We start from the raw sequence: 21,651 nt of genomic DNA, 5'->3' as shown, positions 1-21,651 counted from the left end.
GCCGGGTCAGCCGCAGACCAGGCCCTTCGGCGGGACCTTTCCGTCCAGCAGGTAGGAGTTGACCGCCTTGTCGATGCACGGGTTGTTCTGTCCGTAGGCGCCGTGTCCCTCGCCCTTGAGCGTGAGCAGCACGGCGCTGCGCAGCTGCTCGGTCAGCCTCGGCGCCCACTGGTACGGCGTCGCGGGGTCGTGGGTCACGCCGACGACCACGATCGGGTTGGCGCCGGAGGCGTCGATGTGCCTGTTGCTGTCCTCTCCCGGGACGGGCCACACGCTGCAGATGCCCGAGCTCGCCGCGGTGATGGCGAAGATCGGCGACTCCTTCTTGAGGTCGCGGGCCGCCTTCTCGGCCTCCGCGATGCTCGGCCGGGCCGTGGTGTCCGCGCACAGGATGGCGGGCAGCGACATCTGCAGGGTCGAGTACGAGCCGTCCGGCTGGCGCCCGCCGTACTGGTCGGCCAGGGCCAGCAGGCCGCTCAGGTCGCCCTTCATGCCCTGGTGCAGCGCCTCGGTGAGCAGCGGCCAGGCCATCTGGCTGTAGAGCGCCTGCGCGATGGCGGTCCTCGCGACGGTCGAGGTGACCTCACGCCCGCCGGCCTTGCCGGGGTGCGCCTCCAGGCGGTCGATGAGCTTGAGCACTGCCGCGTTCGCCGCCGTGGTGGTCTTGCCTAGCGGGCAGCCGCTCGCCTGCCCCACGCAGGCGGTGAGGTAGTTCCCGTACGCCTTCTGGAAGCCCCTGATCTGGGTGCGGGCCGTGTCCAGCATGCCCACCGACGGGTCGAGCGCGGAGTCGAGCACCATGCGGCCCGTCTCCTTGGGATGCAGCGTCGCGTAGAGGGCGCCCAGGTGCGTCCCGTAGGAGAAGCCCAGGTAGTTGAGCTTCGGGTCGCCGAGCGCGGCGCGCATGGTCTCAAGGTCGCGTGCCGCGTTCAGCGTGCCGACGTACGGCAGGATCGGGCCGGCGTTCTGCTCGCAGGCCTTGGCGAAGCCCTTGAGCAGGTGGGTCTCCTCGACGGTGTCCCCGCTGGGTTCCCTGGCGAGGTACCTCTCCAGCTCCGCGCTGTCCAGGCACCTGATCCCGCTGCTGCGGTCCACGCCGCGCGGGTCGAAGCTGACCAGGTCGTAGCGCCTGTTCAGGGTGGAGAAGGCGCCCGCGGCGTCCAGCAGTGTGGACACGCCGGAGCCGCCGGGTCCGCCGAAGTTGAAGACGAGCGAGCCGACCCGGTTCTGCTTGTCGGTGGCGGGGCGCCGTACGAGCGCGATCCCGAGCGTCTCACCGCCCGGCTTCGCGTAGTCGAGCGGCACCTTCAGGGTCGCGCACTGGAAGCCCGCGGAGGCGGGCACGCCCTCGCACGGCCCCCAGTTCAGGGACTGCGGCGACGGATCGATGCTGGAGACGCCGTCCACCCGTGAGGGTGTGATCTGCGTCCTGTCCGAGCCGCAGCCCGTCGCGGCGAGTGCCACGATCCCCGAGATGGCGATATGCCAGAACTTTGGTGACATGCGAACACCCTCCGCTACAGGTCATGTTCGGAGGGTTGGATCAATCCTAGGCGCCCTCGCCCCGATGTTCGCGTTACCCGGCCTCCCGTGTTCGACACCGTGTCCCGTCCCGCGAAAGGCGTACGGCATCGGAAAGGGTAATGGTCTACACCAATTAACGCCGGATGAACGATCTCCAATGTCGTGTGGAATTGGTTTATACCACTCCTTGATGATCTGAGAAAATCGATCATTTTTAATGTGACGTGGAGTGGATTAGACCTCCATGTGCCCATCTACCTGCGTAAACACGTTATCTCTTGACGGGTGATGTTTCGTCGTGTTGTTGGTCGGTACAGTGCGAATGCGGACGAACCCGTGTAATTGAAGTCGCCGAAGGAGCTCGCGTGCGCAAGTTTGTTTATGACTTCACCGAGGGCAACAAGGATCTCAAGGATCTGCTCGGTGGAAAGGGCGCCAATCTTGCGGAAATGACCAATCTTGGTCTCCCGGTACCCCCCGGCTTCACGATCACCACTGACGCCTGCCGGCACTACCTCGCGGGCGGCGACGTGCCGGACGGCTTGGCCGCCGAGATCGCCGCCCACCTCGACGCGCTGGAGACGACGATGGGCAAGCGTCTCGGCGACGCCGCGGACCCGCTGCTCGTCAGCGTCAGGTCGGGAGCCAAGTTCTCCATGCCGGGCATGATGGAGACCGTCCTGAACATCGGCCTCAACGACGTCTCCGTCCTCGGCCTGGCCAAGCAGGCGGGCAACGAGCGCTTCGCGTGGGACTCCTACCGCCGGCTCATCCAGATGTTCGGCAAGACCGTGCTGGGCATCGAGGGCGAGCTGTTCGAGCACGCGCTCGACGAGCTGAAGGGCTCCCGCCAGGACACCGACCTCGACGCGACCGACCTCCAGCGCCTCGTCGAGACGTACAAGGGCATCGTCCGGGCGGAGAAGGGCCGCGACTTCCCCGCCGACCCGCGCGAGCAGATGGAGCTGGCGATCAGGGCCGTCTTCGACTCGTGGAACGCGCCGCGCGCCGTGCTCTACCGGCGGCAGGAGCGCATCCCGGCCGACCTCGGCACGGCCGTCAACGTCGTCGCGATGGTCTTCGGCAACATCGGGATGGACTCGGGCACCGGCGTCGCCTTCACCCGCGACCCCGGCTCCGGACACCAGGGCGTGTACGGCGACTACCTGCAGAACGCCCAGGGCGAGGATGTGGTGGCCGGCATCCGCAACACCGTGCCGCTGCAGGACCTGGAGCGGATCGACCCCGACTCCTACCGCGAACTGCTCGACATCATGGGCACGCTCGAGAACCACTACCGCGACCTGTGTGACATCGAGTTCACGATCGAGCGCGGCAAGCTGTGGATGCTGCAGACCCGGGTCGGCAAGCGCACGGCCGGCGCGGCGTTCTGCATCGCCACCCAGCTCGTGGATGAGGGCCTGATCGACCTCGACGAGGCCGTCACCCGCGTGTCCGGCGACCAGCTCGCGCAGCTCATGTTCCCCCGCTTCTCCGCCGCCGCCGACAACACCCGGCTGACCAAGGGCATGAACGCCTCTCCCGGCGCGGCCGTCGGCAAGGCCGTGTTCACCTCGGCAAGGGCCGTCGAGCTGGCGGCGCGGGGCGAGGCCGTCATCCTCGTCCGGCGGGAGACCAACCCGGACGACCTCGCCGGCATGATCGCCGCCCAGGGCGTGCTCACCTCGCGCGGCGGCAAGACCTCACACGCCGCGGTGGTCGCCCGCGGCATGGGCAAGACCTGCGTGTGCGGCGCCGAGGAGCTCGCCGTGGACACCCGTGCCGGATGCTTCACCGCGCCCGGCGGGATCGTCGTCAACGAGGGCGACGTGATCTCGATCGACGGCAGCAACGGCGCCGTCTACCTCGGCGAGGTGCCCGTCGTGGCCTCGCCCGTGATGGAGTACTTCGAGGGCGGCCCGATCGAGGACGAGCTGGTCGCCGCCGTGGACCGGATCATGCGGCACGCCGACTCCGTACGGCGCCTCGCCGTACGGGCCAACGCGGACACGCCGGAGGACGCCGCCCGCGCCCGTGCGTTCGGCGCCGAGGGCATCGGCCTGTGCCGTACCGAGCACATGTTCCTCGGGGACCGGCGCAAGCTCGTCGAGGACCTGATCCTGGCCTCCTCGGACGAGGAGCGGCAGGCGGCGCTCGACGCGCTCGAACCGCTGCAGAAGGCCGACTTCGCCGGGATCTTCGCGGCGATGGACGGCCTGCCGGTCACGATCCGGCTCATCGACCCGCCGCTGCACGAGTTCCTCCCCGACTACACCGAGCTGGCCGTCAAGGTCGCGCTGGCCGGTGACGCGGCGGAGGACAAGGACCGCAGGCTGCTCGACGCCGTGAAGCGGCTGCACGAGCAGAACCCGATGCTGGGCCTGCGCGGTGTACGGCTCGGCCTGGTCATCCCCGGCCTGTTCGCCATGCAGGTACGCGCGATCGCCGAGGCGGCCAAGGAGAGCGCGAACCCCAGGGCCGAGATCATGATCCCGCTGGTCGGCGCGGTCCAGGAGCTGGAGAGCGTGCGCGAGGAGGCGCTGCGCATCCTCGCCGAGGTGGGCGTGGACGCGCTGATCGGCACGATGATCGAGGTGCCGCGGGCGGCGCTGACCGCCGGGCAGATCGCCGAGGCGGCCCAGTTCTTCTCCTTCGGTACCAACGACCTGACCCAGATGACCTGGGCCTTCTCGCGGGACGACGTGGAGAGCGCGTTCTTCGGCAAGTACCTGGACCTCGGCATCTTCGGCGTCTCGCCGTTCGAGTCGATCGACAGGGACGGGGTCGGCCGCCTGATGCGGATCGGCGTGGAGGAGGGCAGGCGCACCCGCCCCGACCTCAAGATCGGTATCTGTGGCGAGCACGGAGGCGACCCCGACTCCGTGCACTTCTGTCACGAGATCGGCCTCGACTACGTCTCGTGCTCGCCGTTCCGCGTCGCGGTCGCCCGTCTCGAAGCGGGCCGCGCCGCCCTCACCTCCGACGGATCCGACACCCGCTGACGCGCGACCGGACCGGTTTGGCAGTCGCCGGAGGAGCGGCCGGTACGTGAGAGACGGCCGGTACGGCTCGCATGAGCCGTACCGGCCGTCTTCCGGGTATCACGTGAGGTCAGGTCGGGTCAGCTTCGCGTGATGACCACGTCGTCGACGGCGGCCTCGATGAGGCTCGGCTCGGCGGCGTCGGCGGCGTCGATGACGATCCGTACGGTTTGACCGGCGTAGGAGGAGATGTCGGCGGTGGCCCTGGCCCACGCGGCGGCCCGGTTCGTCGGCGAGCCGACCTGCCGCAGCACCGTGGTCGTGGTCGAGCCGACCACGCGGACCCGGAAGTAGTCCGCGTTCGTCGCGTTGTTGAGGTGGGCGAGATACCAGCTGAGCGCCAGAGTCAGCTTGCCGGAGGAGGGCAGCCTGATCGCCGGTGACTGGATCGTGGTGACCCCGCCGTCCAGGTCCCAGGTGCCGGCCTCGAACCCGGCGAACGGTCCGGTGACCAGGTCGTAGCTCCCGCTGGTCGGGGTGCCGAGCTGGGTGGCGACGCCGTTCGCGCTGGTGGCCTCCGGCCGGGCGCGCATCCACTGGCCGAAGGTGGCGGTGTCGGTGAGGGCCGGGTTGGTGATCCAGCCGGTGAGCGTCTCGAAGTTGTCGGAGAAGACGGTGGTGCCACCGGGCTGCGTCGGCGACACCGTCGGGGTCGGGGTGGGGGACGGTGACGGGCTGGGCGTGGTACCGCCGCCGAGCCTGCCGGTGTAGAGGAGCCGGTTCGGCGAGCCGGCTCCCGGATTGGTCACCTTGTTCGTGGTCGCCTGGGAGACGATCGCCGAGGCCACCTGCGCGGGGGTGGCGCCGGGAGTGAGGCCCAGGATCAGCGCCGCCGTGCCGACGACGTGCGGGGTGGCCATCGAGGTGCCGCTGATCGTGTTCGTCGCGGTGCCGCCCGTGTACCAGTCGGAGGTGATGGACTCGCCGGGTGCGAAGACGTCCAGGCAGCTGCCGTAGTTGGACCAGGACGGCCGGCCGTCGTTGGAGGACGTCGCGCCCACGGTGATCGCCTCGGGGAGTCGGCTCGGCGAGCCGGAGCAGGCGTCGGTGCCGTCGTTCCCGGCGGCCACGCCGTAGGTGACGCCGGAGGCGATGGACCTGGACACGGCGCTGTCCAGGGCGGTGCTCGAGCCGCCGCCGAGGCTCATGTTGGCCACCGCCGGTTTGATCGCGTTGGACGTCACCCAGTCGACGCCCGCGATCACGCTGGAGACGGCGCCGTTGCCCGAACAGTCGAGCACGCGGACGCCGACGAGCTTGACACCCTTGGCCACGCCGTACGTGTTGCCGCCGATGGTGCCGGCGACGTGGGTGCCGTGACCATGGCAGTCGGTGGCATCGGTGTCGTTGTCGACGAAGTCGTATCCACTGCTCGCCCGGCCGCCGAAGTCGCTGTGCGTGGTCAGGATGCCGGTGTCGATGATGTACGCGTGCACGTTGGACGCGGTGGTCGGATAGGTGTACGTGCCGCTGAGCGGGAGCGCCGGCTGGTCGATGCGGTCCAGACCCCAGGTGGCGTCGCGCTGGGTGTCGTTGACGGTGATCTTCTGGTCCTGCTCCACGTACCGGACGGAGCTGTCAGCGGCCAGCTCCACGGCGTTCGCCTGAGTCATCTTGACGGAGAAGCCCATCATGACCTTGCGGAAGATGTGCCGCAGGGTGCCGTGGTGCTTGGAGGAGAGGTCGCCCGCGATGCGGACCGCGCCGCGCCTGCGGTTCTCGCCGGTGTTCTTGAGTACGACGATGTACTGGTCGGGGATGGCATCGGGGGAGCTGGTGCCGCGGATCGTGTCCGAGGGGGCGTGCGGGCGCGCGACGGCCGCGGTGGCCGCGGTGGCCGTGCCGGCGCATGTTCCGGTGAGCACCATGGCCGACGCGGCTCCCACGGCCGTGAGCCGCAGGAGCAGGGGGACCGTTCTCATACTGGTGGCCTCCAGTGCAGAGGGTGACTGTTCGGCCACTGATGGTTATCGCACGGTTGCTCATCGGCAAGATTGCGAAACTCGTCATACAGCGCAATATGGTGAGATTGGCAGTCAACAATTCAGGGTTATGTCACCTCGGGGACAGCATGGATTTCCGTCGCGGAGCCCCTGCTCCGAAGGGGCGGGGACCGGCCGCCCTCCGTTCGGGCGGTGCGCTCCCTGACCCGCCGTGAGCAGGCTGAACGGTGAAATGGGTCGATCATCGGCGTGTCTGGTCCGTGTCATCCGTGCCATCCGGAGCGGTCGGCAAGATGGGTTGACGGCATTATTGACAGAAATGCGGTCAGTGATGTAGGGCGATGCGCTCGGCGCTCCACCGCGGCCGGCGTCGCCGCCCGGCCGAACCCGTTCCGCAGGTGGGCCCGGACCGGAGGCACTACCGCCCCGGCGTGCCACCGGCGAGGGCCGTCGACTGGAGCACCGGTCACTGATGGTTTTAGAGGCGTTTATCGTGAAATGAGGCCCAAAGGGGTACTCTCCTCCTCCCCGATGCCGGGGAAGGAGGACAGATGAACCGCTATGACGAGCACGACCAGGCACGATGGGTGCCCGAACCCCCGGGCGACCCCGAACGCGGCGCCTTCGAGCGGGACCGCGCCCGGGTCATGCACAGCGCGTCCCTCCGAAGGCTCGCGGCCAAGACCCAGGTGGTCACGCCGTCCGACCACAGCCTGCACAGCAACCGCACCCGGCTCACCCACTCCCTGGAATGCGCGCAGATCGGCAGGGAGATGGGCAAGATCCTCGGCCGGGACCCCGACCTGGTCGAGACCGCCTGCCTCGCCCACGACCTCGGGCACCCGCCGTTCGGCCACAACGGCGAGGTCGCGCTGAACGAGCTGGCCGCCCCGTGCGGCGGCTTCCAGGGCAACGCGCAGAACCTGCGGCTGCTCACCCGGCTGGAGGCCAAGGTGCTCACCGAGGACGGCCGCAGTGCCGGACTCAACCTCACCAGGGCGGCGCTCGACGCCGTCTGCAAGTACCCCTGGACGAGCGACACCTGCCGGGTTCCCGGCGTCCCGCAGGCGCGCGACGGCCGGCCGTACTGCGTCTACCCGGACGACGCCCCCATCTTCGCCTGGGTCCGTGAGGGCACCCCTGACTACCGTGTCAGCTTCGAGGCGCAGATCATGGACTGGGCCGACGACGTCGCGTACTCGGTGCACGACCTGGAGGACGCGCTGCACTGCGGCCACGTCACCCCGGAGGCGCTCCGCGACCCGGAGGAACGCCTGGAGGTCTGCCGCCTGACCCGGGAGTGGTACGCGCCCGACGCCGACCTCGCCGAGCTGGCGGAGACGTTCGCGCGGCTGGTCACCGATCCGATCTGGCCGGCGAGGTTCGCCGGGCCGTTCGTCGGCGGCCTCGACGACCTCGCCTCGCTCAAGCGCCTCACCAGCTCCCTCATCGGGCGCTTCTGCAGGTCAGCCCAGGACGCCACCCGCGAGGCGTACGCGTACCGGCCCGAACCCCCGGCCGGACGGCACTCGGCGGACCTGGTCGTCCCCAGGACCACGCGGCTGGAGTGCGCGCTGCTCAAGGGCGTGACCGCGCACTACGTGATGTCCCGCGAGGCGCACCACGCGACCCAGGCCCTCCAGCGGGAGCTCATCGCCGAACTGGCCTCGCTGATCGCGGCGGGCGCTCCCGCGACCCTCGAACCCGCGCTGCGCCCCGCCTTCGAGAACGCCCCCGACGACGCCGGACGGCTGCGCGCCGTCGTCGACCAGATCGCCTCGCTCACCGACGTGTCGGCCGTCGCCTGGCGCCGGCGTCTCGCCTGAGATCACGCCGGGCAGGAATCCGGCCCCCGTTCCCGGGCACCTGGTACGAGATCCGGCGCGTTCCGTTCGACGCCGGGCGATCACAGGCGGATACTGCGCGAAAGCCGGGAGTGAGGGGTGCAGATGTCGACGTACGCGATTGTCGGAGCGGGCCTGGCGGGCGCGAAAGCGGCCCAGACGCTCCGCGAGGAGGGCTTCACCGGCGAGATCGTGCTGATCGGGGCCGAGCAGGAGCGCCCGTACGAACGTCCGCCGCTCTCCAAGGGCTATCTCAAGGGGACCACCGAGCTGGCGAAGGTCTACGTGCACGACCCCGGCTGGTACGCCGAGCACGACGTGCGGCTGCTCCTGGGCGTCGCGGCCACCGCCGTCGATCCCGACGGGCACACCGTCCATCTCGCCTCAGGCGAGCGGCAGCCGTACGACAAGTTGCTGATCGCCACGGGCGCGACGCCGCGTCCGCTGCCGGTCGAGGGCGCGGACCTGGAGGGCGTGCACTATCTGCGTACGCTCGCGGACAGCCAGGCGCTGCGCGCCGCGTTCGCCCACCAGGGGAACGTCGTGATCATCGGTGGGGGCTGGATCGGGCTGGAGACCGCCGCCGCGGCCCGTGAGGCGGGATGCGCGGTGACGATCGTCGAGCCGGACCCGGCTCCGCTGTACCGGACCTTCGGCCCGGCCGTCGGAGAGATCTTCGCCGAGCTGCACCGGCGGCACGGCGTCGACCTGCGCCTCGGCGTCTCCGTGGCGAGCCTGGGAGGGACGGCGCACGCCCGCACGGTGGTCACGTCGGACGGTCAGGCGTTGCCCGCGGACGACGTGGTGGTCGGCATCGGCGCCGCCCCCAACGTCGAACTGGCCCGCGGCGCGGGGCTGGAGGTCGCGAACGGGATCGTCGTGGACGCCTCCCTGCGCACCTCGCACCCCGACATCTACGCCGCGGGCGACGTCGCCGAGGCGATGAACCCCCTGCTGGGACGCCCGATCCGGGTCGAGCACTGGGCCAACGCGCTGAACGGCGGCCCGGCCGCGGCCCGCGCCATGCTCGGGCACGACGTCGTCTACGACCGCGTGCCGTACTTCTTCACCGACCAGTTCGAGCTGGGGATGGAGTTCTCCGGCGACATCACCGGCCACGACCGGGTCGTCTACCGGGGGTCGGTGGACAGCCTGGAGTTCATCGCCTTCTGGCTGAAGGAGGGCCGGGTCCTCGCCGGGATGAACGTGAACGTGTGGGACATGACCGAGAAGATCCAGGAGCTGGTGCGTGCCGGGTACGGCGGCACCGCCGTGGACCCGGCCCGGCTCGCCGACCCGGCCGTCCCGCTCGACGACCTCCTGGCCGGCTGACGACGGAATGTCTCGCCCGGCCCCCTGCCGGCCGCCGCGTCCGGTGACCCGCCCACCCGATGTCGCCCGGCTGCCGTGCCCGGCGACCCGCCCGCGCGATTCCGCCCGGCGACCCGCGCCGGGCGGGTCAGCCCGGAGTGACCACGGGGGGACTCTCGTCGGACTCGTGCCGCTTGTTGCCGGTGGACGGCTTCTTGGTGGCCGGAGGCTTCGAGGCGCACAACCGGTCGCAGGCGGGCAGCTTGCCGACCCGCTTGCGCAGGGCGAACACGGCCTTCTTCGGGGACAGCGTGCGGTTGCCGTTGTACCAGGCGTCGAGGTAGTCCCAGGGTTCGACCATGCCGCGCCTGATCCACCAGTGCTCCGGCGCGGCCGGCCAGGAGATGGCGAAGTAGAGGTTGCTGGCGGTGTCGCGGGCGTTGCCCGAGTTGCCGAGCCGGCCGAGCGGCTGGCCGGCCTTGACCTTGTCCCCCGGCCGCACGCCCGGCTCGATCGAGTCGAGATGGCCGCCCAGGTAGAGCACGCCGTCCTCGCCGACGACCGTGACGAACCGGCCCTCGCGGTCCTGGCCGCGGTCGGTGGACGGCAGCCACCTGTTCTGCACGTTGACCTCGCGGACCACGCCGTCGGTGGGTGAGACGAAGGTGCATCCCTTGCCCGCCCAGATCGTGGTCTTCGGCAGCACGAGCAGCTGCCGCGCGTACGACACCCGGCACCCCTTGACCGGGAACGCGTAGGTGAACGCCGACACCTTGGGCGGCGGGAGCCGTACGGGCTCGGGGCCCGTGGGCGGGACGACGGAGCGCATGTGGGCGCTGTCGCCGCCGAGGGCGCCGCTCGGGGAGGCGCTCGCGGCGCCGTCCGGCGAGGCCGAGGGTGGCTCCTCGGCCCTGGGGACGGGCGGCATCGTGCTCACCCCGGCCACTCCGGCCGGTGCTCCGCACGCCGAGGCCAGCCCGGTGGTGGCCACCGCGGCGGCCACGACGGCGGCCAGTCTGCCCGATCGCATGATCTCCACCCGCTCGACGTTAGCGAGATACGACGGTTCCTTTGTAACCGACCTCGTTTTCGGTCACGACCCGTTACCGAAATACGGTCTCGGGAAGGCCCCGCCCACGACGTCGCTCCCAGGGCCTAAACTCGCGAGCGTGGCAGGGCGTAGCGGTGCAGGGCGGATCAGCGACGAGGACATCGCGCTCGTACGGGAGCGTTCGCCGATCGCCGACGTCGTGGGGGAGCACATCCAGCTGCGCAACGCCGGCGGCGGCAACCTGAAGGGACTGTGCCCCTTCCATGACGAGAAGTCGCCGTCCTTCAACGTGACGCCGGCCCGCGGCTACTACTACTGTTTCGGCTGCGCCGAGGGCGGCGACGTCATCACGTTCGTCCGCAAGATCGAGAACCTCTCGTTCTCCGAGGCCGTCGAACGTCTCGCGCAGCGCGCCGGGATCCAGCTCCGCTACGAGCAGGGGGGCTACGTCCCCGGGCGCGAGCAGGGCGAGCGGGTCAGGCTCATCGAGGCCCACCGCGCCGCCGCCGAGTTCTACGCCGAGCAACTCGCCAGCCCCGACGCGGCGCCCGGCCGGCGGTTCCTGTCCGAGCGCGGCTTCGAGCGGGTGGACGCCGAGCGGTTCGGCGTCGGGCACGCGCCCGCCGGGTGGGAGGCGCTGTCCCGGCATCTGATGGCGCGCGGGTTCACGTCCCAGGAGCTGATCAAGGGCGGGCTGGCCAAGGAGGGCCGCCGGGGGCCCATCGACCGGTTCCGTGGCCGGCTGGTCTGGCCGATCAGAGACATCACCGGCGACGTGATCGGGTTCGGGGCGCGCAAGCTGCTCGAGTCCGACGACGGTCCGAAATACCTCAACACCCCCGAGAGCCCGATCTACCACAAGAGCTCCGTGCTGTACGGCGTGGACCTGGCCAAGCGGGAGATCTCCCGCCGCTCCCAGGCGGTCATCGTCGAGGGCTACACCGACGTCATGGCCTGCCACCTGGCCGGGGTGCCGACGGCGGTGGCGACCTGCGGCACGTCCTTCGGCGAGGAACACATCAAGGTCCTACGGCGCCTCCTGCTCGACCAGGCCGAGTTCCGCGGCGAGGTGATCTTCACGTTCGACGGCGACTCCGCCGGGCAGAAGGCCGCCCTGCGGGCGTTCCAGGACGAGCAGAAGTTCGTCACCCAGACGTTCGTCGCCGTGCAGCCCGACGGCCTCGACCCGTGCGACCTGCGGGTGAAGCACGGCGACGCCGCGGTCCGGGACCTGATCGCGAGCCGGGAGCCGCTGTTCGCGTTCGCCATCCGCAGCGTGATCTCCCGCTACGACCTGGCCACCAACGAGGGGCGGCTCGGCGCGCTCGACGCGGTCGCCCCGGTGGTCGCCTCGATCAAGGACCCCGGGCTGCGCAAGACGTACGTCGTGGACCTGGACCGCTGGCTCGGCTTCATGGACGAGGGGTTCGTCATCGAGCGCGTCCAGCAGGCGATCGGCCAGGGAGGCCAGGGCGGCCAGGGTGGCCAGGGTGCTCGCCCCGGTCAGCCCGGCCGGCACGACCAGCAGGGCCGGTATGACCAGCAGGGCCGACATGATCAGCAGGGCCGGTACGGCCAGCAGGGTGGCCGGCCCGGCCAGAGCGGCCCGTACGGACGGCAGCAGGGGCCCCAGCACGGGCAGCACCGCCAGGGACAGCAGTACGGCGGGCCTGAGCAGGGGCGGGCCGGCCGGCAGGAGTCCGTCGACCCCGTCGCCAAGCTGGAGGCGGAGGCCCTGAAGCTGGCCGTCCAGCGGCCCGCCCTGCTCGGACCCGAGTTCGACGCGCTCGGCGCCGACGCGTTCATCCGGCCCGAGCACGCCGCGCTGTACGGCGTGATCACGGCCGCGGGCGGCACCACCTCCGGCGGCTCCGGGGGGCAGGAGTGGGTCGACCGCCTCCTCGGGGCGGCGAACGACGAGTTGCGCCCGGCGCTCACCCGGTTCGCCGTCGAGGAGCTGCGCACCGAGACCGGCGGCGAGGAGCGGTACGGCGCGGCCGTGCTCGCCCGGCTGCTGGAGACCGCGGTCGGCCGGTCCGTCACGCAGATCAAGGCCCGGCTCCAGCGGCTGAACCCGGTGGAGGAGCAGCAGGAGTACAACCGTCTCTTCGGCGAGCTCGTCGCCCTCGAACAGCAGCGACGCGTGTTGCGTGAGCGCGCCGCCGGGGCATGAATTACTTTCCTTTCCAATCCTGACAACGGGTAAACGTTGATTTAGATTGCGATCGGGTATTGACTTCTGTCTTACCTTGAGTTCCAAAAATAGGCCTGCCGCTTTGTTGTGCTCATACCGCAGACTGTGATGCGTGGGTGCATCGGTGCTACCAAGTGGGCCGCCATCGGTAGACCAGGTGGCGGACCTCGTCGCGAAGGGAAGGGAACGCGGAAGCGTCACGGTCGACGACGTGGCCGCCGCGCTCGACAAATCCGAGCTGCCGTCCGACGCGCTGGAGCGCGTCGTGCGCATGCTCGCGGAGAACGGGGTCGAGGTTCTCGAACCCCAAGGCGAAGACGAGCCGAGCAGGCCGGACGACGACGACGCCGGCCGGCGGGCTCCGACGAGCGACCTCGTCCGCATCTACCTGCGGGAGATCGGCCGGGTTCCGCTGCTGACCGCCGAAGAGGAGGTGGAACTCGCCAAGGCGATCGAGGCCGGTCTGTTCGCCGAGGACAAGCTGTGCGACGGCGCCGCGGTACGGCTGGGCCGTCCCGAGCTGGAGGATCTGGTCTGGGAGGGCGTGCGCGCCAAGCAGCGCCTGATCGAGGCGAACCTGCGGCTCGTGGTGTCGATCGCCAAGCGTTATGTGGGCCGCGGAATGCTCTTTCTGGATCTTATCCAGGAAGGCAATCTCGGCCTGATCCGCGCGGTTGAGAAATTCGATTACACCAAGGGTTACAAGTTCTCGACCTATGCCACATGGTGGATTCGCCAGGCGATCACCCGGGCCATCGCGGACCAGGCCCGGACGATCAGAATTCCGGTCCACATGGTCGAGACGATCAACAAATTGGTCCGGGTGCAGCGGCAGCTGCACCAGGATCTCGGCCGCGAGCCCGCCCCCGAGGAGATCGCGGCGGAGATGGATCTGCCCATCGACCGCGTGGTGGAGATCCAGCGGATCGCGCAGGAGCCGGTGTCGCTGCAGTCGCCGATCGGCGAGGAGGACTCCGATCTCGGAGACTTCATCGAGGACGCGGACGCGGTGGTGCCGATCGAGGCCGCGGCGTTCATCATGCTGCAGGACCAGCTCGACGACATCCTCGCGACCCTGTCGGACCGCGAGCAGCGGATCATCCAGCTCCGGTTCGGCCTGTCCGACGGCCACCCCCGCACGCTGGAGGAGGTCGGCCGGGAGTTCGGCGTCACCCGCGAGCGGATCCGGCAGATCGAGTCGAAGACGCTGGCCAAGCTGCGCCACCCGACCCGGGCCCAGATGCTGCGCGACTATCTCGAGTGATGGTCCGCGACCGGGCGCCGGAACGTGTGTCACCGGGCGCCGGGTCGGTGCGGGGTCCTGCGGGCCGTGCGGGACCCCGCGGCCGGGGCGCCATATTCGGTGATTTCTGGTCTTTGTGGGATTAGTCTGGATCGATGGAGGGGCGTCCCGCTGTTGACGACGCCGCGCTCGGGCGTGCCGCCCTGGCCGTGCTCGACGCGAACTGGACGGGCACCTCCACCGTGCCCGCCCCCGGCATCTACCCCCACCAGTGGAGCCTGGACTCGGCGTTCGTGGCGATCGGCCTCGCCAGGCGCGACACCGCACGGGCCGGTCAGGAGCTGCTCTCGCTCTTCACCGGCCAGTGGCGCACCGGGATGGTCCCGCACATCGTGTTCCACCACAGCGACGGCTACTTCCCCGGACCGTCCATGTGGCGCTCGGAAGAGGTCCCGGACGCGCCGCGCGGCGCGCTCACGTCCGGGCTGACCCAGCCGCCCCTGCACGCGTACGCCGCCTGGTGGATCTGGCGGCACGCCGCCGACCGCGAGCTCGCCGCCCGGTTCGTACGGCGGGCGTGGCCGTCCCTCGTGGCCCAGCACGCCTATCTGCGGAGCAGGGACGCCGGAGGGCACGGGCTGGCCGCGATCGCCCACCCGTGGGAGTCCGGCATGGACGACAGCCCCGCCTGGGACGCGCCCCTGGCGAACCTGCCCGCGGGCCGGTGCGGCACCGGTTACCACGACAGGTACTTCTGGCTCGCCGTCCAGTGCCGGGATCACGGGTACGCGCCGTCGTACTTCCGGGAGGAGCATCCGTTCGCGGTCGAGGACCCGATGTTCAACGGCATCTGGCTGCTCTCCTGCGACGCCATGGCGCGGCTCGCGTCCGAGGTCGTGGGAGCGGACCCGGAGCCGTTCCAGGAGGCCGCGGCGCGGATCAGGGGCGCCCTGCTCGACCGGTTGTGGAACGGCGCCTTCTACGCCAGGGACCTCCGTGCCGACCGGCTCGTCCCGGTCTGCACGATCGGCGGTTTCGGTCCCATGCTCGATCCCGAGATGCCCCACCACGTCATCGCGGCGCTGACCGCGCTCCTTGAGTCGACCAAGTTCATGGGCGCGGCCGGATATCCGGTACCGAGCTGCGAGATAAGGGCGCCGGAGTTCGACCGGGCGCAGTACTGGCGCGGCCCGTCCTGGATCAGCACGAACTGGCTGCTCAGCCAGGCCGCCGCCGTACACGGTCTGGACCGGCTGCGCGAGCTGCTCGTGGCGAGCACGCTGCGGCTGGTCCGGCAGGGGGGATTCCGCGAGTGCTTCGATCCCTTCGACGGGACCGGGCACGGCTGCAGGGACTTCTCCTGGTCGGCCGCGCTCACCCTCGATCTGCTCGGCAGATAGCCTGCGGCTGTACCGATCGTCGCGTTCCCTGGCGGTGCCCGTTGGCTGGATCATCCTTCTCCCGCGCGTTCTCCGGTCTCGCCGGTGCCCTCTTCGGCGAGCGGCTGCCGTCCGAGGTCCGTACGGCCCTCGCCCTGGAGCCGGGCGAGCGGGTGCTCAGCCACGCGCGTACGGCAGGCGAGGGCACGGCCGGAGGAAGCGACGAGGGCACGGCCGGAGGAAGCGGCGAGGGCACCGTTGGGGGAACCGCCGGAGGAACCGCCGGAGGAACCGCCGGGAGAAGCGGTGGGAGCGCCGGTGCGGGATACGCGGTCGCCACCACGCTGGCCCTGCACCTGCCCGGCGGGCACAGGCTGCCCTGGCACATGGTGGACAAGGCGACGTGGGACGAGACCGGCCTCACCGTCGCCATGACGGACGGCGAGATCCACCGCGTGCCGCTTCCGGAGCCCGGCCTGCTGCCGGAGACGATCCGGGAGCGGGTCACCTCGTCGATCGTGGCGAGCAAGCACGTCCCGCTCGACGCGCGTGGGGGAGTGCGGCTGGTCGCCAGGCGCGTGCCGGGGGCGGAGGAGCCGCGCTGGGAGTTCGTCTTCGATCCCGGTCTCGATCCCGGCGACCCGGGACTGCGCGCACTCGCCGAGCAGGCGCTCGAGGAGGTGCGCCGCAGCCTCGGTGTCTGAGGCGCCGGGGCTGTCGGGGCGACACGCCGCCAGGCGACATCGATCGAGTGGTTCGGCGCGACACGCCGTCAGACGATCATCGATTGGATCGTCCGGCGCGACACGCCGTCAGACGAGCCGCCGATCGAGTCAATCGGCGCGACACGCCGTCAGACGTGCGCCGCGCGCGATCTGTCGGCGCCGCGCGTCGTCGGGCGGTCACCGATCACGGTCGCCCGCGTGACACGCCGAAGGCGGTCACGTGTTCAGGTCGTTCCGGGGTCGGGCCAGCCGGCTCCGCTGGGCACCTTCTCCGCCGACCAGGGCTCGTGCTCGGGCTTGCGCATGAACGGGACCTTGCCGCCGAACTTGTTGCCCACCATGCTCTTGGCCCTGTCCGCGACCTTGGCCGCCTGGGCGCCCACCAGGCCCGCCGCCTCCTGGATCGTCGGGCTGTCGGACACCCGCTGTGCCAGGCGCTTGATCTCCTCGTACCGTTCCCGCCCGGCCCGTGTGCCCAGGACATAACCGATGGCCAGCCCGGCGGCGAACATCACCTTGTAGCGCATCATCCACCTCCCCACTCAATGTCTCCGGCCTCCTACCCTGGGGGCCACGCTCTATCCAAGCGCAACCGATGTGACAGGAACCCCTCGGAGTGCGCTAATCTAGTTCCGCGCCGCAAGGAAAGCCGAAAGGCCGGAAGGCGGGGCGAACAGCAATCCCGTGTAGCTCAATCGGCAGAGCAGCCGGCTGTTAACCGGCAGGTTATAGGTTCGAGTCCTATCGCGGGAGCCACTGGCTCCGAGGCCGGGTGACCGAAAGGTCGCCCGGCCTCGTCGCGTTTGCGGCCCCTTCTTCCTTTTTGGGGGTCGATCAGGCCGCCCCCACTGGTGTAGAACATAGTTCTGTACAGGGAGGCCGACATGCTGGTGCTGTCCGAGAACCACGACGCCGCGCGGGTCCTGAAGTTCAACCGGCCGGATCGGCTGAACGCCTGGACTCCCGAGATGGGGCGGCGCTACTTCGATCTGCTCGAAGAGGCCGAGCGTGATCCCACCGTCCGGGTCATCCTGGTCACCGGCGTGGGGAAGGGGTTCTGCTCCGGCGCCGACTTCCAGGCGCTCGCCGCGATCCAGGCGGCCGGAGTCCGCTCCGGCGACCACGCGGACGACCAGGCGGACGACCACGCGGGTGACCACGCGGGCGACCGGGACGAAGGCCGCGTGGGCGGAGGCTTGGGTAACCGGGAGGACGGCCGGGACGAAGGGCGCACCGGCCAGCGGGCGGGATTGCCCGATTTCGAGCCGGATCCCCGGCCCGCCACCTTTCCACTGACGCTACGCAAGCCGGTCATCGCCGTGGTGAACGGCGCCTGCGCCGGGCTGGGCATGGTCTACGCCCTCGTCTGCGATCTCGTCTTCACCGCCGAGGACGCCAAGTGGACCACCGCCTTCTCCCGGCGTGGGCTCATCGCGGAGTACGGCCTGGCCTGGGTCCTGCCCAAGCTCGCCGGGCAGGCCAGGGCCATGGATCTCCTGTTGTCGGGCCGGACCTTCACCGGCTCCGAGGCGTACGCGCTGGGCCTGGCGTGCCGGGCCGTACCGGGAGAGCGGCTTCTCGACGAGGCCCTGGCGTACGCGCGGGAGCTGGCGGCCACCAGCTCGCCCACGTCGATGGCGGTCATCAAGCGGCAGGTGTGGGGCGACTGGGAGCGGCCTCTCGACGAGTCGAGGGACCGGGCCGTGCGGCTCATGATGGAGTCGTTCGGCGGGCCCGACTTCGCCGAGGGCGTCGCCGGCTTCCTGGAGCGCCGCCCGCCGCGTTTCCGGCCGCTGTGAGCGCGCCGACGCCTCAGGCGGAAGCCGCCCGGCATCCGGCCCCTGAACCGGTCCGATTCAGCGGAGGCGGCGGGCGCCGGGGGCGGGGGTCGCCTCCAGGAAGGCGGGAGCGGCCCAGCCGCGTGCCTCGTAGGCCCGCAGAACCTCGTCCCGTACGGCCGGGAGGCGCTCTTCGGGTACGAGGGCGATGGCGGAGCCCCCGAAGCCGCCTCCGGTCATCCTGGCGCCGCGCGCGCCGCCCCTGACCGCCGCCTCGACGGCCACGTCCAGCTCGGGGCACGACACCTCGAACTGGTCGCGCAGGGAGAGGTGTGAGGCGTTCAGGAGCGCGCCGATCTCGCGCACGGCTCCCGCCCGCAGCAGGCCGATCACCGCCTCGACCCGGTGGTTCTCGGTGACCACGTGCTGGGTCCGCTTCCGCTCGTCGCCGCTCAGCCTGGCCAGCGCCCCGGCGAGGTCGGTGACATCCCTGAGCGCGGGAACGCCCAGCCGCTTGGCGGCGTTCTCGCAGTCCTGGCGGCGCCGGGCGTACTGCCCGTCGGCCAGTTCGTGGTGGACGCCGGTGTTGATGATCAACAGCCGCAGGCCGTGCGCCGCCAGGTCCAGCGGGACGGCGCGGCTGCCGAGGGAGCGGCAGTCGAGGAACAGCGCGCGGCCCTCCTCGCTGAGCGCGGAGGCCGCCTGGTCCATGATCCCGCAGGGCATGCCGACGAAGTCGTTCTCGGCCCGCTGCGCGATCTTCGCCAGCTCCATCCTCGGCAGGGCCAGGCCGTACAGGTCGTCGAAAGCGAGCGCGGTCGCCACCTCCAGCGCGGCGCTGGAGGACAGACCCGCGCCCCTGGGTACGTCGCCGTCGATCACGATGTCGGCGCCGCCGACCGGGTGGCCCGCGCGGCGCAGTGCCCAGACGACTCCGGCGGGGTAGCGGGCCCAGCCCCGGGTCTGGTCGAGGTCCTCGACGACCTGCTCCTCGCCCGGCGCCTGGACCGACGCGAGCCGTACGACGCCGTCGGGGCGGGGGCTGACGGCGGCGGTCACGCCCCACGGGACGGCGAAAGGCAACACGAGGCCGTCGTTGTAGTCGGTGTGCTCGCCGATCAGGTTGACCCGGCCCGGCGCGTGCCAGACCCCCGCGGGGTCGCTCCCATAGGCCGCACGGAACACCTCAACAACACGCATAATCGAACACTCCTCAACAAACGGCTTCCACGTAGGTTAGCGAGTCCGCGTCCGTGTGCCAGCCTTGACGGTATGGACGTTCCGGCAGGTCTGGCGGGATCGGCGAGCAGCCCGGCGGCGTGCGTGCCCTCGCCGATCGAGGAGGTGCGCGACGAGCGTCTCGGAGCCGTCCGGTTGCTGCTCAAGCGCGACGACCTCATCCACCCCGAGATCTCGGGGAACAAGTGGCGCAAGCTGAAGTACAACCCCAGATCGGGCCGGGTGCTCACGTTCGGTGGGGCGTACTCCAACCACATCAGGGCGGTCGCGGCGGCGGGCGCGGCCTACGGCTTCGAGACGATCGGTGTGATCCGCGGCGAGGAACACCTGCCGCTCAACCCCTCCCTGGCGTACGCGGTGGGCCGGGGCATGCGGCTGACCTACCTGGACCGGACGGCGTACCGGCGCAAGCACACGCCCGAGGTGATCGACGCGCTGCGGGTCGAGTTCGGCGACTTCCATCTCCTGCCGGAGGGAGGCAGCAACGCGGCGGCCGTACGTGGCTGCGCCGAGATCCCCCCGGAACTGGACACGCAACTGGACGGGGGATACGACCTCGTCTGCTGTCCGGTCGGCACCGGCGGGACGCTCGCCGGCATCGCGGCCGGCCTGCCGCCGGGCCGGGAGGCGGTCGGCTTCTCGGTGCTGAAGGGCGGCGAGTTCCTGACCGGAGAGGTCGCCCGGCTCCAGCGCGAGGCGCTCGGCCGGGTCACGGGCGGCTGGCGGGTCGAGTGCGGTTTCCACTTCGGCGGCTATGCCCGCTCCACACCGGAGCTGGAGGCGTTCGCCTCCGACTTCGCCGTACGGCACGGGCTCCTTCTCGACCGGATCTACGTGGCCAAGATGATGTACGGGGTCTACGCCCTGGCGCGTGACCTCGCGCCGGGCACGGTCGTCGTCGCCGTGATCACCGGCTGATCATGAAGCGGCAGGGGCCGTACCGCTTCCGGGGCCGGAGAGGTACGGTCGGCGCATGACTGAGCTGATCCACGGCGACCGGACGCACGACGAGTACTGCACGGCGATCGAGGCCGCCACGGCGCGCCTGGTCGCGCTCGTGGAGGAGGCGGATCCGGCGGCTCCGGTCCCCACCTGTCCGGGATGGACGATCGCCAAGCTGGTGAAGCATGTGGGGACCACACAGCGCTGGGCGGAGCACCTGGTGCGTACCCGTGCTCCGGAGTGGCTCGGGGCGCGTGACGTCCCGATGGACCGCCTGGGGGAGGGAGACGACCCCGCTGCCTGGCTCGCGGCGGGCACGGCGCGACTGCTGGCCACGTTGCGCGCGACCGCGCCGGAGACGCCGCTCTGGTCCTGGGGCGGCGACCGGCACGCCCGCTTCTGGTCCCGCCGGATGCTGCACGAGCTGCTGGTCCACCTCGCCGACGCCGAGCTGGCGCTGGGCCGCGAGCCCGCGATCGACGCGGGGAGCGCGATCGACGGCGTGGACGAGTTCCTCGGCAACCTGCCGTACGCCGCGGAGTGGGCGGAGCGCGTCGGACGGCTCAGCGGTGACGGTGAGACGCTGCACCTGCACGCGACGGACGCCGACGGCGAGTGGATGATCACGCTCCGGCCCACCGGATTCACCTGGGAGCGCGGGCACGGCAAGGGCGCGGTCGCGGTGCGGGGAACCGCGAGCGACCTGCTGCTGCTCGTCTATGGGCGGCTGCGGCCGGACGCCGGACGCTTCGAGGTCTTCGGCGACGATCGCCTGCTCGCCCACTGGCTGGAGAACTCGGCGATCTGAACCGGCCGTGCGCGGAAGCCGTGGGCATGCGCCGTGCGCGGAAGCCGTGGGCATGCGCCGTGCGCGGAAGCCGTGGGCATGCGCCGACCGCTCAGCCCTGGGCGGCGGCCAGCCACTCCCGTGCGCGGTCGATGTCCCACCCCGACAGCCCGTTCCGTGGATCGACCTCGATCAGCAGGAAGTCGCCGACGTCCGGATGTTCGGTCAGGTACTCCCAGTCGGCGGGGCTGAGCTCGTCGTCGAACCACACGAACGGGCGGCCGCGGACGTACTCGGCCACCGGGCCGGTCTTGAAGTGTTCACCGCGCGCCGCGCCCGCCCCCGCCATCACCTTGATCACGGGCATCCGGGGCAGGCCGATGAGCGGGCCGATCTCCTCATTGGCGTTCTCCTCCCAGGTGGTGGCCCAGACCAGCTCCGCGCCGGTGTCCTCGGACAGGGAGAGCAGTTCCTCGCCGTGCCGTACGTCCAGAAGGACCTGGTACGAGCAGCCGTCGACGACGCATTCGTGCCGCGCGAACCGCGAGGACGGGCGGCGGAACGGGTTGAGCACCCCGTCCACGTCGAGCAGCACCAGGGGACGGGCGGATGTCGTCACGAACTCCTCCAGAGCGGGCGGTACTGCCTGA

At 70.6% G+C, this 21,651-nt stretch carries 16 protein-coding genes and 1 tRNA gene; 11 read left to right on the top strand and 6 right to left on the bottom strand.

Annotation, left to right across the window (positions count from 1 at the left end):
- Nucleotides 1-6 precede the first annotated feature (6 nt).
- Nucleotides 7-1,503: an alpha/beta hydrolase gene (locus AB0I59_RS11500; protein WP_061259676.1), complete on the bottom strand. Its 1,497-nt coding sequence runs from the start codon at nt 1,501-1,503 to the stop codon at nt 7-9.
- A gap of 386 nt (nt 1,504-1,889) precedes the next feature.
- On the opposite strand from AB0I59_RS11500, the gene ppdK reads away from it, so the two are divergent.
- Complete coding sequence (ppdK, locus tag AB0I59_RS11495) at nt 1,890-4,526, top strand: pyruvate, phosphate dikinase (RefSeq protein WP_358132163.1); 2,637 nt, start codon at nt 1,890-1,892, stop codon at nt 4,524-4,526.
- Nucleotides 4,527-4,645: 119 nt separating this feature from the next.
- Here ppdK and AB0I59_RS11490 read toward each other — a convergent pair whose 3' ends face one another.
- The gene (locus tag AB0I59_RS11490; RefSeq protein WP_061259674.1) at nt 4,646-6,487 is read right to left on the bottom strand and encodes a S8 family peptidase; all 1,842 of its coding nucleotides are present in this window, start codon (nt 6,485-6,487) and stop codon (nt 4,646-4,648) included.
- Nucleotides 6,488-7,059: 572 nt separating this feature from the next.
- On the opposite strand from AB0I59_RS11490, the gene AB0I59_RS11485 reads away from it, so the two are divergent.
- Together AB0I59_RS11485 and AB0I59_RS11480 are read left to right on the top strand one after the other, a co-directional pair.
- Entirely contained in the window at nt 7,060-8,334 is a 1,275-nt protein-coding gene (locus AB0I59_RS11485) for a deoxyguanosinetriphosphate triphosphohydrolase (RefSeq protein ID WP_061259673.1), read from the top strand.
- A gap of 123 nt (nt 8,335-8,457) precedes the next feature.
- Nucleotides 8,458-9,684: an NAD(P)/FAD-dependent oxidoreductase gene (locus AB0I59_RS11480; protein ID WP_358132161.1), complete on the top strand. Its 1,227-nt coding sequence runs from the start codon at nt 8,458-8,460 to the stop codon at nt 9,682-9,684.
- Nucleotides 9,685-9,811: 127 nt separating this feature from the next.
- On the opposite strand, the gene AB0I59_RS11475 is transcribed toward AB0I59_RS11480, so the two are convergent.
- Nucleotides 9,812-10,693 carry a M23 family metallopeptidase gene (locus AB0I59_RS11475; RefSeq protein WP_358132478.1) on the bottom strand — a complete coding sequence of 294 codons (882 nt, stop codon included), beginning with the start codon at nt 10,691-10,693 and terminating at the stop codon, nt 9,812-9,814.
- A 139-nt stretch (nt 10,694-10,832) separates the two neighbouring features.
- Between AB0I59_RS11475 and dnaG the strand changes: the two genes are divergently transcribed.
- The 4 genes from dnaG to AB0I59_RS11455 all read left to right on the top strand — a co-directional run bounded on the left by dnaG (nt 10,833) and on the right by AB0I59_RS11455 (nt 16,234).
- The gene (gene dnaG, locus AB0I59_RS11470) at nt 10,833-12,887 is read left to right on the top strand and encodes a DNA primase (protein WP_061259671.1); all 2,055 of its coding nucleotides are present in this window, start codon (nt 10,833-10,835) and stop codon (nt 12,885-12,887) included.
- A gap of 178 nt (nt 12,888-13,065) precedes the next feature.
- The gene (gene rpoD, locus AB0I59_RS11465; RefSeq protein WP_358132158.1) at nt 13,066-14,172 is read left to right on the top strand and encodes an RNA polymerase sigma factor RpoD; all 1,107 of its coding nucleotides are present in this window, start codon (nt 13,066-13,068) and stop codon (nt 14,170-14,172) included.
- A 134-nt stretch (nt 14,173-14,306) separates the two neighbouring features.
- Complete coding sequence (locus AB0I59_RS11460) at nt 14,307-15,551, top strand: amylo-alpha-1,6-glucosidase (protein ID WP_061259669.1); 1,245 nt, start codon at nt 14,307-14,309, stop codon at nt 15,549-15,551.
- A 41-nt stretch (nt 15,552-15,592) separates the two neighbouring features.
- Nucleotides 15,593-16,234, top strand: a complete 642-nt coding sequence (locus AB0I59_RS11455; protein WP_358132156.1) for a hypothetical protein — start codon at nt 15,593-15,595, stop codon at nt 16,232-16,234.
- 245 nt (nt 16,235-16,479) lie between these two features.
- Here AB0I59_RS11455 and AB0I59_RS11450 read toward each other — a convergent pair whose 3' ends face one another.
- On the bottom strand, nt 16,480-16,782 hold the full coding sequence (locus AB0I59_RS11450) for a YtxH domain-containing protein (RefSeq protein ID WP_358132476.1): 303 nt from the start codon (nt 16,780-16,782) through the stop codon (nt 16,480-16,482).
- A 153-nt stretch (nt 16,783-16,935) separates the two neighbouring features.
- Between AB0I59_RS11450 and AB0I59_RS11445 the strand changes: the two genes are divergently transcribed.
- Nucleotides 16,936-17,011: transfer RNA gene (locus AB0I59_RS11445), tRNA-Asn, on the top strand.
- Between the two features lie 128 nt (nt 17,012-17,139).
- Nucleotides 17,140-18,054 (top strand): enoyl-CoA hydratase-related protein, encoded by a 915-nt coding sequence (locus AB0I59_RS11440; protein WP_358132154.1) that lies wholly within the window; start codon nt 17,140-17,142, stop codon nt 18,052-18,054.
- A gap of 57 nt (nt 18,055-18,111) precedes the next feature.
- Here AB0I59_RS11440 and galK read toward each other — a convergent pair whose 3' ends face one another.
- Entirely contained in the window at nt 18,112-19,233 is a 1,122-nt protein-coding gene (galK, locus tag AB0I59_RS11435; protein ID WP_358132152.1) for a galactokinase, read from the bottom strand.
- Nucleotides 19,234-19,305: 72 nt separating this feature from the next.
- On the opposite strand from galK, the gene AB0I59_RS11430 reads away from it, so the two are divergent.
- Together AB0I59_RS11430 and AB0I59_RS11425 are read left to right on the top strand one after the other, a co-directional pair.
- Nucleotides 19,306-20,190: a 1-aminocyclopropane-1-carboxylate deaminase/D-cysteine desulfhydrase gene (locus tag AB0I59_RS11430; RefSeq protein ID WP_358132150.1), complete on the top strand. Its 885-nt coding sequence runs from the start codon at nt 19,306-19,308 to the stop codon at nt 20,188-20,190.
- A gap of 55 nt (nt 20,191-20,245) precedes the next feature.
- A complete protein-coding gene (locus tag AB0I59_RS11425; protein WP_358132148.1) occupies nt 20,246-21,022 on the top strand; it encodes a maleylpyruvate isomerase family mycothiol-dependent enzyme in 777 nt (258 codons plus the stop codon).
- Between the two features lie 91 nt (nt 21,023-21,113).
- Here AB0I59_RS11425 and AB0I59_RS11420 read toward each other — a convergent pair whose 3' ends face one another.
- Nucleotides 21,114-21,620, bottom strand: a complete 507-nt coding sequence (locus AB0I59_RS11420) for an HAD domain-containing protein (protein ID WP_063818932.1) — start codon at nt 21,618-21,620, stop codon at nt 21,114-21,116.
- Nucleotides 21,621-21,651 lie beyond the last annotated feature (31 nt).

It is taken from the genome of Microtetraspora glauca (assembly GCF_040656155.1).
GTDB lineage: Bacteria > Actinomycetota > Actinomycetes > Streptosporangiales > Streptosporangiaceae > Microtetraspora > Microtetraspora glauca.
Note: the sequence above shows the minus strand (reverse complement) of the source record. Positions and strands in the feature narration are given on the sequence as shown.

Bases quoted from the DNA above. Each gene is read 5' to 3' on its own strand.
- AB0I59_RS11500 (WP_061259676.1), bottom strand. From the start codon at position 1,503: ATGTCACCAAAGTTCTGGCATATCGCCATCTCGGGGATCGTGGCACTC.
- AB0I59_RS11490 (WP_061259674.1), bottom strand. From the start codon at position 6,487: ATGAGAACGGTCCCCCTGCTCCTGCGGCTCACGGCCGTGGGAGCCGCG.
- AB0I59_RS11485 (WP_061259673.1), top strand. From the start codon at position 7,060: ATGAACCGCTATGACGAGCACGACCAGGCACGATGGGTGCCCGAACCC.
- AB0I59_RS11480 (WP_358132161.1), top strand. From the start codon at position 8,458: ATGTCGACGTACGCGATTGTCGGAGCGGGCCTGGCGGGCGCGAAAGCG.
- AB0I59_RS11475 (WP_358132478.1), bottom strand. From the start codon at position 10,693: ATGCGATCGGGCAGACTGGCCGCCGTCGTGGCCGCCGCGGTGGCCACC.
- AB0I59_RS11460 (WP_061259669.1), top strand. From the start codon at position 14,307: ATGGAGGGGCGTCCCGCTGTTGACGACGCCGCGCTCGGGCGTGCCGCC.
- AB0I59_RS11450 (WP_358132476.1), bottom strand. From the start codon at position 16,782: ATGCGCTACAAGGTGATGTTCGCCGCCGGGCTGGCCATCGGTTATGTC.
- AB0I59_RS11440 (WP_358132154.1), top strand. From the start codon at position 17,140: ATGCTGGTGCTGTCCGAGAACCACGACGCCGCGCGGGTCCTGAAGTTC.
- galK (WP_358132152.1), bottom strand. From the start codon at position 19,233: ATGCGTGTTGTTGAGGTGTTCCGTGCGGCCTATGGGAGCGACCCCGCG.
- AB0I59_RS11430 (WP_358132150.1), top strand. From the start codon at position 19,306: ATGGACGTTCCGGCAGGTCTGGCGGGATCGGCGAGCAGCCCGGCGGCG.
- AB0I59_RS11425 (WP_358132148.1), top strand. From the start codon at position 20,246: ATGACTGAGCTGATCCACGGCGACCGGACGCACGACGAGTACTGCACG.